Genomic DNA, 14,545 nt, shown 5'->3' with positions numbered 1-14,545 from the left:
GGCCAGCGCCAGATCGCATGAAAGGCACAGCATGGCAGCGCGTGATCCGAACCAGACATCCCATCACATGGCGCCGCTTCCGGCGCGCAGCACTAGCCGGGATGTCCTTGAAGCGCTGATCCGCATGATCGAGGCTGACGGGCTGGGTGTGGGCGATCGCCTGCCGCCAGAAGTGGAGATCGCCCGTCAGCTGGGCGTAGGCCGGTCCAAGGTGCGCGAGGCGCTGACCGCCTGGCAGAACATGGGCATCGTGACCCGCAACAAGAAGGCCGGGACGCGACTGGCGACGGAGGTGGTGTCAAATGCCATCCATCTGCCGGTGATGGTCAAGCTGGAGGCCGAGAGCCTTATGCGAACCCATGCGGTTCGGCGCCCGCTGGAACTGGAAACCGTCCGCCTGGCAACCCGCAACATCACCCCGCAAAGCGCCCGTATCATCATGGGCCGTGTGACCGAGCTGATCGCGATTCACGGTGCCGGAGAGGACTGGCGCGCCTCCGATTACCGGTTTCACGAAGCCCTGCAGGAGGCCTGCGGCAACCCGTTGTTCGGTCAGCTGATCCAGCAGATCCAGCATGGGTTCAACGAGGTTTACGAAGCGCCATTCGGCAAGCCGCATCTGGGGGAATCCTCGATCCCGCTGCACCTGCCGCTGGCCGAAGCGGTGGTCGCGGGCAATGAGGAGGAGGCGATGAAAGTGATGAAGCGCATTCTCGACATGGTCGAAGCGGAGATCCGCGAGTCGATGCAGGCGATGGTGGAGGGACATGATGACTGAGGACCTGGGCCTGGCCACGTTGATGGCGGCTGTTCTGGAGGATCGCAACGGCGCGATCACCCCGCCGATCGTACAGACATCGCTGTTCAGTTTTGACAGCTACGAAGCGTTTGAAGATCGCATGGCCGGGCGCAGCGATACGGCGATATACACACGGGTCCAGAACCCGACGGTGGCGGCTTTTGAGGGGTTGATGGCCAAGGCCGAGCAGGGCGAGGCGGCCTGCGGATTTGCCTCCGGGATGGCGGCGATTTCCTCGACGCTTCTTGCCTTTGTGAAACCGGGTGACAGGATTGCCTGCGTCGAACATGTCTACCCCGACAGCTATCGTTTCATGGAACGGCTGTTGCGGCCCTTTGGGGTTGAAATCGACTATTACGCGCCGAAGCAGCTGGAAGAGGAGCCGGACCTGCTCAAGGGCGTGCGGCTGGCCTATCTGGAAAGCCCCAGCTCGGTGGTGTTCCAGCCTCTGAACCTCATGAAGGTTGCAGCCCATGCAAAACGGCATGGCGTGCTGACGATGATCGACAATTCCTGGGCCAGCCCTGTGTTTCAAAAACCCCTGACCCAAGGCATTGATATCGTTTTGCATTCAGCATCGAAATATATCTCCGGCCATTCCGATACCGTGGCGGGGGTGGTGGTGTCTTCGCAGGCGAATATCGACCGGATCCGTGATCTCACGTTGCCGTTGCTGGGTGGCAAGCTGGCGCCGTTCGAGGCGTTTCTGCTGACCCGAGGCCTGCGCACGCTGGCGGTGCGGATGCGCCAGCACGAGGCCACGGCGACGCTCTTTATCGACCGTCTTTCGGCCTTGCCGCAGGTGCGCCGGGTGCATTCTCCGGGCCCAAACGACGTGCCGGGTCTCACCGGGCGGTCCGGTCTGATGTCGGTCGAATTTGATGACAGCGTGGATATCCCGGCATTTGCCAACGCGCTGACCCATTTCCGGCTGGGCGTCAGCTGGGGTGGATTTGAAAGCCTGATCCTGCCGGCCCGCGTCGGGCTTGCGCAGATCGGCGAAGAGAACTCGATGCAACGTTTTGGAGTTTCGCCGAACCTCGTTCGGCTGAACCTCGGGCTGGAGGAGGCCGAGGACCTGTGGGCGGATATCACATCCGCCCTCGCGACTAGCACGGTCTGACAGGGCCGTGTGCACCGTCACACGACAAGGGGAAGGACAACATGAAAAAAATTCTGACAGGGATCACGACGGCGGCCATGCTGATGGGCAGCGCCGCCTACGCGGAGACGACGCTCAAGCTGGTTGAGGTGATCACCAGCCCGGAACGCACCAAGGTGCTGCAGAGCATCGTTGACGGCTACGAGGCCGCCCATCCCGATGTTTCCGTCGAAATCATCAGCCTGCCGTGGGGGCAGGCGTTTGAGAAGCTGGCGACCATGGTTGCCGGCGGCGATATCCCCGATGTTGTCGAAATGCCCGACACCTGGCAGGCGCTTTATGCAGGCTCCGGCCAGCTGGCAAGCCTCGCCGATCATGTCGCCGACTGGGAGCATGGCGCAACGCTGACAGACAAGACGATCGCAATGGGCAGCCAGGCGGGTGATCTCTACATGATCCCCTACGGGTTCTACCTGCGCGCGATGTTCTACAACAAGAAACTGCTGGCCGAAGCCGGTGTCGAACCGCCCGAAACCATGGAAGACTTCATGGCGGCATCGGCTGCGGTATCGGAACTGGACGGCAAATCAGGCTACTGCCTGCGCGGTGGTCCGGGTGGCACCAACGGCTGGGTGATGATGGCGGCTGCGATGAACGGCACCAATGACTTCTTCACCGATGATGGCAAGAGCCGCATGAATGAGCCAGGCTCGGTCGAGGGCATCCAGTTCATGCTTGATCTCTACCAGAAGGGCTATGCCCCGAAGGATGCGGTCAGCTGGGGCTTCAATGAGATCGTCGCCGGTTTCTATTCTGGCACCTGCGCTTTCCTCGATCAGGATCCTGACGCGCTGATCGCGATTTCGGAGCGGATGCCAGCCGAGGATTTTGCGGTGATCCCGATGCCTGTCGGCCCCTCCGGCAAGGCATTCCCGACCATCGGTTTTGCAGGCTGGTCGATCTTCAATGCGACCAAGCATGAGGACGAGGCCTTTGATCTGGTGGCGGCGCTGTCTGCACCTGAGGCCAATGGCACCTGGGCCAAGCGAGTTGGTGTGATCCCGGTCCATAAGGGCGCCGATCAGGACCCCTATTTCCAGACCGAGCAATTTGCAGGCTGGTTCAAGGAGTTGAACGGTGAGCAGTATGAGCCGACCACCATGCCAACCTTTCTGGAGAAATGGGGCTATTTTGCAAGCACCGTGGTTCTGGAAACCAGCCAGGAAGCGCTTCTTGGTCAGCGCAGCGCACAGGATCTGGCCGATGAATGGGCGGATTTCCTGACCGGCGAATATGCGAAATGGCAGGCAAAGCAGTGATTGCGCGCGCCCAAAAAAACGTCGTGCCCGGGGGAACCGGGGCACGGCGCTCGCTCTACTGGCACTATATGGTTGAGCCGTTTCTCTACCTGTCGCCGATGATCCTGTTGATCGGCAGCGTCATGCTGATGCCGCTGGTGATTGGGGTGTCCTACTCGTTTCAGGCCATTGAACTGCTGAATCCTTTCGACACTGGCTGGGTCGGGTTTGAAAACTATCAAAAGCTCTGGACGGATCGCAAATTCTGGATCGCGCTTGAGAACACCTTCTTCTGGACGTTCTGGTCGATCTTCTTTCAGTTCTTTCTCGGGCTTGGGCTGGCGATGCTGCTGAACACGCAGTTCTTTGGCAAGAAGCTGTTTCAGGCGCTGGTGTTTCTGCCCTGGGCGGTGCCGACCTTTCTGTCAGCCCTGACATGGGCCTGGCTGTTCAACCCGGTGATCGGACCGATCCCGCACTGGCTGGCCGCGCTTGGGGTGCTGTCGGAGCCCTACAATATCCTGGGTGATCCTGATCTGGCGATCTGGGGGCCGATCACCGCCAATATCTGGTTTGGTGTGCCGTTTTTCGCCATCACGCTGCTGGCTGCGCTGCAGTCCATTCCGGGTGAGCTGTACGAGGCTGCCGAAATCGACGGCGCCAGCGCGTGGCAGAGCTTTACCAAGATTACCCTGCCGTTCCTGGCGCCAATGATTGCCATCACGGTGATGCTGCGCACCATCTGGATCGCCAATTTTGCCGATCTGATCTTTGTGATGACCGGGGGTGGTCCGGCCAATTCAACGCAGATCCTGTCCACCTACATCTTTACCACCGCGTTCCGCAAACTGGACTTCGGCTATGCCTCGACCATTGCGGTGGCGCTGCTGATCATCCTTCTGGCCTATGCTGTCATCCTGCTGTGGATGCGCAGACGGCTGGTCAAGATCTGAGGATCACCATGGCTAATATCGCGCGTTCATCCAGACGTCATCCAGCGCTGGCGCTTGGGAAATATGCCGCCATCGCATTCTATCTCGGGTTTGCGCTGTTTCCGCTCTACTGGCTGATGAAAATCGCCGTTACGCCCGATGCGCTGATCTTCTCCGAGGGCACGCGGATGCTGCCCAGTGCAGTGACGTTCGAGAATTTCGCCACCGTGCTGTTTGAGACCGAGTTCCTGGCCTATTTCCGCAACTCTCTGACAGTCTCGCTCGGCACGGCGTTCTTCACCACGCTGATTGCGGCCGGGGCGGGCTATGCCTTCTCGCGATTTGTCTTTGCGGGCAAGCGGATCATCATCGGCGTGATGCTGATCACCCAGATGTTCCCGCTGCTGATGATCATCGCGCCGATCTACAAGATCGTGGCTGATCTGGGCCTGCTGAACTCGCTCACCTCGCTGATCGTGGTCTACACCGCCTTCAACATCCCATTTGCGACCTTCCTCATGCAATCCTTCTTTGACGGGATCCCAAAGGATCTGGAAGAGGCCGCGATGATGGATGGCTGCACCCGGTTTCAGGCGCTGCGCACGGTGGTGTTTCCGCTGACCCTGCCGGGGCTGGGGGCGACGCTGGGTTTTGTCTTTACCGCCGCCTGGTCCGAGCTGCTGTTTGCGCTGATGCTGATTTCAAAAAATGACGCGATGACCTTCCCGGTCGGGCTGCTGACCTTCGTGTCGAAATTCTCGGTGGACTGGGGGCAGATGATGGCGGCTGGCGTGCTGGCGCTGGTGCCAAGCTGCCTGTTCTTCATTTTCATACAACGCTACCTGGTGCAGGGCCTCACGTCCGGCGCGGTCAAAGGATAGGGGGCCGGATCATGGCACGGATCGAACTCAGAGATGTTGCGAAACGCTATGGCGCTGTTGAGGTGCTGCGCGATATCAATCTTGATATTCAGGACGGTGAATTCATCGTTCTGGTGGGGCCATCAGGCTGCGGCAAATCTACCCTTCTGCGGATGATCGCAGGGCTGGAGCCGATCACGTCTGGCGATTTCGAGATCGACGGGCAGCGCATGAATGACGTGCGGCCACGGGATCGCGACATTGCCATGGTGTTCCAGTCCTACGCGCTTTATCCGCATATGGATGTGGCGCGGAACATGGGGTTTTCCATGGAGATCCGCAAGGAACCGGCAGAGGAGCGCAGATCGCGCGTCGCCAAGGCCGCCGAAACCCTAGGCCTGTCGAAACTGGTGGATCGCTTGCCCAAGGCGCTATCGGGCGGGCAGCGCCAGCGCGTTGCCATGGGGCGCGCCATCATCCGCGATCCGCGCGCGTTCCTGTTTGATGAGCCGCTGTCCAATCTGGACGCGGCGCTGCGTGTGGAGATGCGGCTGGAGATTGCTCGGCTGCACAAGCAACTGGGCGCTACGATGATCTATGTGACCCATGATCAGGTCGAGGCGCTGACGCTGGCGGACCGCATTGTGGTGTTGAATGGAGGCGATATTCAGCAGGTCGGATCGCCGCTCGATCTCTATGAGCGGCCCGCCAATAAGTTCGTGGCGCAGTTCATCGGCTCTCCCACGATGAACATATTGCCGGTATCCGGGGCCGATAGCGGGGTGATGGCCCGCAATGGCATGATGCTGACGCTGGATCATCTGCGCGACACCGCCGCAGCTGTGGATTTTGGCATCCGACCGGAGCATCTGGATGTGGTGGCACCGGGTGAGGGGGATCTGACTGCGGTTGCAGATGTGGTTGAACGTCTGGGATCGGACACAAACATCTATGCCAATGTCGATGGGCTGGGGCCGATTCTCGTGCGCAAACATGGCAATATCCCGGTCCGAAACGGGGATCGGCTGGGATTGCGGGTGCAGCGGCAGAATGCTCATATCTTCAACGCAAATGGCAGGGCCATCCGGCCCGCTGCCTGACGTGCGACACAAAGGAGAGTAGCCATGGTCACGCCGAACCCTGCCGGAGCGCTGGATGCAGCCGGTTTCTGGCTGGACGACCCGGATCACCGCGCTTTTCTGATAGCGGATGCTCGTCGGCAACTGAGTTTCTTTTCTGCGAGTCTGGGCAAGGGACCGGGCTTCCATACCCTTGATGCCGCCGGTCAGCCATTGCCGGACAACACACAGGAGCTGCACACAACCACGCGTATGGTGCATTCCTACGGGCTGGCGCATATCTGCGGCTATGCCGGTGCCGACCGGATCATTGACCATGGCATCGCCTATCTCAACAGTCATCATCGCGATCGCGTCCATGGCGGGTATCTTTGGGCGATGACGGGCGACACGGTCGCTGATGATCGCAAACTGGCCTATGGGCATGTCTTCGTGCTGCTGGCGGCCTCCACTGCCAAGCTGGCCGGGCATCCAGGTGCGGATGCGTTGCTGTCGGATGTCGCCGAGGTGCTGGACCACAGATTCTGGGAACCGCAGGCGCAGCGCTTTGCCGATGAATGGAACCGGGACTGGACGCCGTTTTCATCCTATCGCGGCATGAACGCCAATATGCACGGGGTCGAGGCGCTGCTGACAGCCTACGAAGCCACCGGCGAGTCGATGTTCCTCGAGCGAGCGGGGCATATTCTGGCTTTTTTTGTCGGTGATATCGCCGGGCAGGACGGCTGGAGACTGCCAGAGCATTATACCGAGGAGTGGCAGATTGATCGCCCCTATGCCGGTGATCCGATGTTTCGGCCTGCGGGCACCACGCCGGGCCATTCCTTTGAGATGGGACGGCTGCTGTTGCAGCACTGGGATCTGGCCGGACGGCAGGATCCAGGCGTTCCATGCCGCGCCCGGAAGCTGATCGAGCGGGCCCTGGCGGACGCCTGGCTGCCGGATGGCGGGTTTGCCTATACGCTTGACTTTGAGGGTAAGGTTGCGATGACCAATCGCTTCTGGTGGCCGGTAACCGAGGCCATCGGCGCGGTTGCCGCTTTGATCAGGCTGGACGCCCGGGCCGAGGACGAGCTGTGGTATCGCCGCCTCTGGAGCTTTGCACAGGCCCATTTCATTGATGAAGAGCGCGGTGGCTGGTATCCCGAGATTGACCAGGCGGGGCAGGTGACGCAGACGATTTTTACCGGCAAGCCGGATATCTACCACGCGCTTCAGGCCTGTCTGTTGCCCATGGGCGCCTTGCAGTTGGGCCATGTGTCAGGGCTGAAACAATTGCCGACACCGCTGTTGTCCTGAGTACGGCGCGCACCTGAAGAAAACCGGTCCGATCACCCATCCATCTGCCGCTAGTGCAGCGCCTTGGCCCGGACATTGGTGAGCCCCGCTCGGCCCGGACTGTACCTGCGCCGGGCGTCGCAGGGCGGCCGACATTATCGCGAAATATCGACGCGATGACACCGTAGAAAATCCCGACATCAACCAAATAAGGGCTTAGCGAATGAACGCTAAGCCCTTGGAAACTTTGGCTCCGGCGGTAGGGATCGAACCTACGACCAATTGATTAACAGTCAACTGCTCTACCGCTGAGCTACGCCGGAATGTGGGGCTGATATATGGCGTGCATTCTGGCGCGTCCAGAGAAAAAATGCCCTCGGCTGCATTTTTTTGACAGCTCGATCGCGCAGGGTTTTGGGCCGTGGCGGGGCTGGGGCGATTGGCGGTCTGCGCCGCGTGATGGCCATCAATATTCCGTCGTCCGGCGATACGGGGCGTGCTGCCGCGCGGCTACTTTCCGCATCGAAACTGTGGTAGGCTTACCGGATGGGGATCTTTCGATCTTGCAAAGCGACCGGCGCGGCGGGTGTCGGGAGACGCGGCTGGACAAGCCAATCTCGGCAGGAGAGACGAGATCGAAAATACCAGAGCCGAAGAGGCGGGACCGCGCGACTGAGTGCGGCGGTGTTCCCCCGCAAATGGGCCATCCCTGAGGGTGTCGAGCGATAATTTTGACACAGACAGAGCATCGCCAAGGGCGTGTGCTCGAAGGGGGACGACATGGCGAAAGTGACATTTCCGGGACGTTGGCCGCCGTCGGCAAATCTTGCCAGCAGCACGGTGAAGGCCTGGCTGCGGTACGAGCGGCAGTATCCGGGTTCGCGCCGCCCGTCGCGGCTGATTTCACATCCGACGGCCCCTTATGTCGCAGAGGCCACCGCCGGGGCGGCTGACGGGCCGATCAATCTGGCTGCGCTGACCGGCGCGGCGGCCGACTATCTGAAACACCTGAGAGCCTATGTGAATGCGACAACTCCGCCTCTGGGCGCGGCGGACCCGATGCTGGACCTGATTGCAGGTGTCGCCTCCGCTGGAAGCCTGCTTCACTGGTGCGATATCTGGCCGGAAATTGATGGGCCGTCGACCCGGTTGAAAGGGCAGATTGCCAGTTGGAACATGTCACGCAATCCGAAGGGCGCGATGCCGGGCACCGTGATCCTGGTCGCGACCGAAGGGATCGAGAACCCATTGCTCTCGTCGTTCCTGATGCGGTTTCCCTCAGCAGGATTTCGGGTGCCGGTTGAGGTGCGCCAGACAACACGCGGCTTTGATCTGATCATCCGCGGTCTGACAGCTGAATTCCCAGGCGGTGCAAATCGCGCGCTGTCGGCGATCCTGGCCAACAGCAGTGCTGACGAAAAACAGTCTATTCTGAGCCGGTTGGCGCAGTCGTTGTCAAGCGTTCCGATCGGGTTTCAGGCGGCAGATGATCCTGCAACGGCCGAACCGCAGGCCGCTACGGATACCGGCGATTTGCCGACGGCATCGACCACCGATGATACTGCGGACAGCGACACGGGCGGCGCCGCGCCCCCGGTCGTATCAGCGCCGCGCATGATGTCGATGCTTGAGGAAACTATCGCCAAACAGGCGGGGGTGGAGGCGCGGTCGCTGTTGTTGCAGGATATCCAGTTTTCGGCGGAACAGGACAATGTCGCTGCGGGGGCCTGGGAGATGACGCTGGTCCTGCTGGCGCGCGGGCAGGAGACAACGCGCGGCGCGCCGCTCAGCTATCGGCTGACGGTGCGTCTGCGGTTACAGGACCTCGCTCAGAACAGCGTCGAAGTTGTGTCGGTGACGCGGGTGCCGCTGGTGAGCCATGCAGTGGCAGGTGGTGGCCCCCGGGTGCCGGAGCTGGAGCCATTTGTGCGGGTGTTCCCGGTGCCGCCACCGGATTGGCGCGGGCACCCGGCGCCGCCCTTGTCCTGGCGGCGCCCCACGCGGCCGGACAAGATCCTTGACCTGTTCCGCGAAAATCGCGCGATTAAGCTGGATCTGGGGATGAAGATGCAGCGACCGGCCTATGTGGTGCGCAATTGCCCGCGTTTTGTGCCGGGTGATGGTCACGGCGATCTGCCCAAGCCGCTGCCGCCGATGGATGTGTCAGATGTGCCGCCACGCCGCAACCTGTCCACCGCAATCAGCGCCTATTGGCATAGCACGGTGTTCTTTGACAGCATGAGCGGGCTGGGTTTGGCACCGGATGCCTATGTTGCGACGGCGGACGGACCGCTGGCCGTGCATTACCGCTCGGGCATCGTGCCCGGACCCGGCAGAAGCGGTCGGACAATCAACGCGCAGGTGCGTTACGACGTGGCGCCGGATGCCGCCCAGCAGAGCAAGCCGAGCATCGACATGCATCTGGCGCTGGCCAATCTCAACCGCTGGGCCAGGGTCAAGCCGGGGACGCCAGATAGCCAGCTGGAGCCGCTGGGCATCGCCAGCAGCGGGCGCTGGATGCTGCATGAATTCGGTCACTACCTGCTGGCGGCGCGGATCGGGCAACTTGAGTTCGATTTTGCCCATAGCGCCGGCGATTCCATGGCGGCGGTTTTCTTTGACCCGTTGTCGGATCTGTCCAGCCCGGCCTATCCGGGCGATGAACGGATGCGGGGCTGGACCTTCCCGTTTGTCTTTGCGCCACGGCGGCATGATCGCACCCCGTCCATGGGTTGGGGCTGGTACGGTCTGCTGAACCGCTCGGTTGTTGAGGATCCGCCCAAGTCCGGCACCGAGCATAAGGCCTATCTGACGGAGCAGATCCTGTCGTCCTCATGTTTCCTGCTTTACCGCGCGCTTGGCGGCGATACGCTGGCAGGGAGCGACGCCGATTGGGGGCAACGCACCCGCGCCTCCGATATGACGCTGTATCTGCTGCTGCAGGCAATGGCAGGTCTGGCGCAATCGCCGTCGCGCGCTGAAATGCTGGAGGTTGGGATGGAAGCCGCAGGCTGGGGTGCCCCGGCGTTGGTTCCGCTGCCCAGAGGCGGGGCGGAGTGGCAGCCGGCAACCTCGCACAAGGTGACACGATGGGCCTTTGAAACCATGGGCATGTTTCCGGCGAACCCGGAGAAGATCAGCAGCAAGGCGGGAGCGGCCCCGGTGGTGGATATCTACATCCTCGATCGCCGCGCCGATGTTTTTCCAACTGGTGATGGCCCGGTGACAGTGGGGCGCGGCAGCTATCTGCCGGTCTCTCTGCACTGGGCGCAGGATGCCGATTGGGTGATGCCGGGACTGGTGCCGAAGCTCGGTAACCGGGGAACGGTCGCGGCGCAGGGTGCGGGGCTGCGCGTCTGGGGCGGATGGGTCCTGAACGATAAACCGATCTCGCAGATTATGGACCGAAGCATCCTCTGGAGTCCGCATCCGCTTGCGCTGGGGCCTTGTGACATCGGCCCGGATCAGCAGGCGGTATCGGATCTGACGCAGAATGACGCGCAGCAGATCACGCAGCTCTGTAAAGATACGCGCAATGCAGCACCCGCAGGGCTGCAGCTGGTGTTTTTCTATGAGCTGACCCATGTGAATGACCGCGCCAATACCGACCCCGCAGCGGGACTGGCGCCGCAGATCGGCGCAGGCGAAACCCCGCCACAGACGGTGCAGGCCCTTGTCGATCTGGTCGCCTGTGACAACAATCTGGGCCTGCACATGATCGGCTAGGGTCGGGAGCCAAGAGGTCCCGGAGCTCAGGCGATTTCGCTCGAAATCCACGGTGTCGGCCATTCTGTCTTGGCCTTGTCAAGGATACGGTGCAGCGTCGGAACATTGAGATGTGCCCAGGGGACTGGCCCGGCGTTCGGATCAACCGGCGCGCGGTCCATCATGCAATACCAGATCCCCGCCGCGATATGGCGGCCCGCGGTTGAATCCGACGGGTAGTGCACGCCGATCCGCTCGCGGTTCACCGCGATCCGGTTGGCCATGGTCAGCAGCGGCGAGGCGATAACGTTGGTGCCAAGCAGATCGTCATAGGTCGGCTTGCGCAGCAGAGTGCCTGCCGGGATCTGGATATTGGTTCCCGTGCCATCGGACTCATAGCCCCTCACCACGCCAAATCGCTGTGCGATGCCCGGAACCTCCAGCAGTAGCAGCGACAGGAAATGGGCGAGAAAGGCGTGGCCGCTGGGAAAGGCAGGATGGGCAGGCGGACCAAATGGCACGGTTAGCCCCGGACGCAGAATTGAGGGACGGACCCGCTTGTAATGGGCTTTGTAGCTCATATAGGCGACATTGCCGACCGCCAGTCCCAGATCAATAAGCTTCAGCGTGAAGGGGTGATCAAAGCTGTTGGCCCCCAAAAAATGGATCAGATAGGCCGGCAGGCCATCGGCCTGAATGTCGCATTCGACCATATATTGCTGACGATCATCCTCCATATACATCTTGAGCACTTCCAGCTCGGCGACGATGATCTCAAAGGCCTCCTTGGCGGCGTCCTGAGATTGCGTTGGGGTTCCGGTTTGGACATAGCGCCAACGCAGATCGTTTTGTTCCAGCCAGCGGTCGCCGACATGGGCGGGATGCCAGTTCTGGTATTGCGATGCGAATTCCAGTGCTGCCATGGTGCCGGGTTCGGACCTGTCCGCCGCACGCAGCCATTCCCCAAGGTTGGGGTCAAATGGCAGCGCCCAGAACCGCAGAGCAGGATCCCAGTCCTCGGTGATCCATTCCAGCGCGATAGGGTATTGCGGTTGCGGCGGTGTGCCTTTGTCCTTTGGGATCTGATAGGGTGTGATGATCATCGACAGCGGGAAGGGATCGCCACCGTTGTTGTCCGGGCTGAAATCCAGCGTCCAGGGCAGAAGTCCCAGCTCTTTGGGCGTTGCGTAGTAGCTGCGCAGAATGCCGATGCCGGCGTCTGCGCCATTGCCCAGAAGATAGCCGTTATCCTCAATCCCTAATCCCAGACCCGCGCCAAGCCCCAGACCGTTGCCGAGGCCCAGACCATTGCCGAGACCCAGGCCAAGTCCTTGACCTGCGCCCAAACCCAGACCGTTACCAAGCCCTAATCCCAGACCGTTACCCAGTCCCAGACCATTGCCCAAGCCGAGGCCGTTGCCAAGCCCAAGACCATTGCCCAAACCAAGACCGAGCCCAAGTCCCAGACCAAGCCCGTTCGACGACGCTTGCGAGTTGCCATGTCCAGCCATCAGTAATCCCCCTTAAACCGTTGAATACGTGTTAAAAACAAACTGTGTGACTGCGCGTGTCGGTGCTCTGCCGGTCTGCCTCTTGATGTCCTTCCTGCTTGCCGGGTTGCCCCGATCATTGTTGTTCCAAATCCTAGTCAGGCAGCCCAGCGCGTGTCAGACCATCGGTCAGACGACCCAGGGCTTCCTTTGATTTCAGCGGATACCAGGTCGCAAATTTCGATACCGAAAATCCCGGATCCAGTTCGATTATTTCTCGGCCCACCTTGCGGGCGCTCTCGGTCTGCCCGCTGAGCGCAAAGGCGGCGGCGAGCAGCCGGAGGCTGGCCATGAACCGCGGTTTGTTGCGGCGGGCGTTCTTCAGGAACCGGATCGCTTCAGGCATGTTGCCATCGACAAATTCAGCAAGGCCCGCAGCAGTCAGGAAGAAGAAGCTCAACGGATCATAGGGCGCCAGTCGCCAGACATTGAGCAACCGTTCACGGGCCTCGGCGCCGTCGCCAAGATAGGCATATGTCGTCGCACTCAGCCCCCAGGCCAGCGGCAGGTTCATATTATGGGCCAGCGCATCCTCGAAGAGTTCCAGCGCATCCTCGGGGCTGTTCTCATGCAGGCTGAGCACATGGGCGCGGATCGACAGGGTCAGCGCGTCATCGGGGTCCAGCTCGACCGCGCGGCGGGAATGGTTGATCATGGTCAGAATATCGTCGCGCGGGTTGTGGGAATACCCTTCTGCCAGAAAGAAATTCATGCACCACGCCAGATAGGCGTGAGCCTGGGGGTAATTAGGGTCGAGAGACACGGCGCGCTTCAACAGAGCGATGGCCTCTTCATAGCTGTAGTCATCCAGCTGATAGAGCCGCGCCAGCGCCCGCAGGACACATTTATAGGCGTCCAGGCTCTCTGTGCTGCGTGCGCTGATATGCTCCGCCTCGGTCGACAGCACCTTGGGTTCCAGCATGGCCAGAATGCTGGAGGCGATTTCATCCTGAAAGGCAAAAAGATCCTGCAGGTCACCGCGATAGGTCTGGGCCCAGATCGCCCGGTTGCGCAGAACATCCATCAATTCGACGAAGATGCGGAGCTGGTCGCCATGCTGGTCGACGGAGCCGGTCAGCAGATAGGCGACGCCTAAATTGCGGCCGATCTTGGCAGGGTTTTCCTTGCTACTGCGGAATTGCAGCGTCGAGGTGCGCGCCATGACGAACATGGTGCGGCTGCGGGAGACGCCGGAGATGATCTCCTCGGTGATGCCATCGCCGAAATACTGTTCCTCGGCCTGCGCACCGCGATCCTGAAACGGCAGGACCGCCAGCGTCGGGCGGTTTTTCCAGTCAGCATGAGGATGTAGCAGAACACTGTCGCCGCTGCTGCTGAGGACCTGATAGACGTGGACGGGCCGGTCAATATTCTTCAACAGCGGCGCGCCGAGGTCGTGAAACCTGAGCGACAGCTTCCCGCGGACGATATCGCGGACCATTTTGGTGACCACCACGGTGCCCGGATTGGCGAGCTGATGAATGCGCGAGGCGATGACAACACCGTCGGATTGCACGGTCCCTTCATCGTCGATCACATCGTCGATATTGACACCGATACGGATTTCCATCGGGTTCTCTTCGGCGACCTGCTGGCGCAACCGATCCTGAACAGCCATCGCCCAGAGCACAGCATCCGTGGCGCTGGTGAATTCGACCAGCAGCGCATCCCCGGCATCCGACCGACGCACGCCGCCATAGCGTTTCAGCTCATCCAGCAGCACGGTGTCGCGCAGCTCGCACCAGCGACGGACAGTCTCAGTTGTGCTGATCTCCATATGCCGTGTGTAGTCTGCCACATCGGCAAAGGCGAAAGCTGTCAGTCGCGTCGAGATCTTTGGAAACGTTGTTGGGATGGGCCTTTGCATGGATGATGTCCTGCCGCCAGTAGGGGGGCAGTATATCGAACGGTCGCGATTTTTAAAGAATGTAGACCGGCGGTT

General features: G+C 61.0%; 10 protein-coding genes and 1 tRNA gene. 8 read left to right on the top strand and 3 right to left on the bottom strand.

Annotated features, from left to right (window positions below; translation table 11 throughout):
• Positions 1-31 precede the first annotated feature (31 nt).
• From VWY75_RS17720 to VWY75_RS17690, 7 genes are read left to right on the top strand one after another with little or no spacing between them, the layout of a single operon-like run.
• Positions 32-778 (top strand): FadR/GntR family transcriptional regulator, encoded by a 747-nt coding sequence (locus VWY75_RS17720; protein WP_416538801.1) that lies wholly within the window; start codon positions 32-34, stop codon positions 776-778.
• On the top strand, positions 771-1,922 hold the full coding sequence (locus tag VWY75_RS17715) for an aminotransferase class I/II-fold pyridoxal phosphate-dependent enzyme (protein WP_416540130.1): 1,152 nt from the start codon (positions 771-773) through the stop codon (positions 1,920-1,922). The genes VWY75_RS17720 and VWY75_RS17715 overlap by 8 nt, the downstream gene beginning before the upstream one ends.
• Before the next feature lie 41 nt (positions 1,923-1,963).
• Entirely contained in the window at positions 1,964-3,220 is a 1,257-nt protein-coding gene (locus tag VWY75_RS17710) for an ABC transporter substrate-binding protein (RefSeq protein ID WP_340545676.1), read from the top strand.
• The gene (locus VWY75_RS17705; protein WP_340545675.1) at positions 3,202-4,152 is read left to right on the top strand and encodes a carbohydrate ABC transporter permease; all 951 of its coding nucleotides are present in this window, start codon (positions 3,202-3,204) and stop codon (positions 4,150-4,152) included. Before VWY75_RS17710 ends, VWY75_RS17705 begins: the two co-directional genes overlap by 19 nt.
• Before the next feature lie 8 nt (positions 4,153-4,160).
• Positions 4,161-5,012, top strand: coding sequence for a carbohydrate ABC transporter permease (locus tag VWY75_RS17700; RefSeq protein WP_416534881.1), 852 nt, complete (start codon positions 4,161-4,163; stop codon positions 5,010-5,012).
• Positions 5,013-5,023: 11 nt separating this feature from the next.
• Positions 5,024-6,091, top strand: coding sequence for an ABC transporter ATP-binding protein (locus VWY75_RS17695; protein WP_416538799.1), 1,068 nt, complete (start codon positions 5,024-5,026; stop codon positions 6,089-6,091).
• A gap of 24 nt (positions 6,092-6,115) precedes the next feature.
• Entirely contained in the window at positions 6,116-7,369 is a 1,254-nt protein-coding gene (locus tag VWY75_RS17690; protein WP_416538798.1) for an AGE family epimerase/isomerase, read from the top strand.
• A gap of 227 nt (positions 7,370-7,596) precedes the next feature.
• Here the strand turns inward: VWY75_RS17690 and VWY75_RS17685 are convergent.
• Positions 7,597-7,671: transfer RNA gene (locus VWY75_RS17685), tRNA-Asn, on the bottom strand.
• A 457-nt stretch (positions 7,672-8,128) separates the two neighbouring features.
• On the opposite strand from VWY75_RS17685, the gene VWY75_RS17680 reads away from it, so the two are divergent.
• Positions 8,129-11,074 carry a hypothetical protein gene (locus VWY75_RS17680; protein ID WP_416538797.1) on the top strand — a complete coding sequence of 982 codons (2,946 nt, stop codon included), beginning with the start codon at positions 8,129-8,131 and terminating at the stop codon, positions 11,072-11,074.
• A 26-nt stretch (positions 11,075-11,100) separates the two neighbouring features.
• Here the strand turns inward: VWY75_RS17680 and VWY75_RS17675 are convergent, their stop codons facing one another.
• Complete coding sequence (locus VWY75_RS17675; protein ID WP_416538796.1) at positions 11,101-12,564, bottom strand: phosphatase PAP2 family protein; 1,464 nt, start codon at positions 12,562-12,564, stop codon at positions 11,101-11,103.
• Positions 12,565-12,697: 133 nt separating this feature from the next.
• On the bottom strand, positions 12,698-14,470 hold the full coding sequence (locus VWY75_RS17670) for an adenylate/guanylate cyclase domain-containing protein (protein ID WP_416534885.1): 1,773 nt from the start codon (positions 14,468-14,470) through the stop codon (positions 12,698-12,700).
• Positions 14,471-14,545 lie beyond the last annotated feature (75 nt).

Origin of the sequence: Phaeobacter sp. JH20_08, assembly GCF_048056635.1 — a bacterium.
Taxonomy (GTDB): domain Bacteria; phylum Pseudomonadota; class Alphaproteobacteria; order Rhodobacterales; family Rhodobacteraceae; genus Phaeobacter; species Phaeobacter bryozoorum.
Note: the sequence above shows the minus strand (reverse complement) of the source record. Positions and strands in the feature narration are given on the sequence as shown.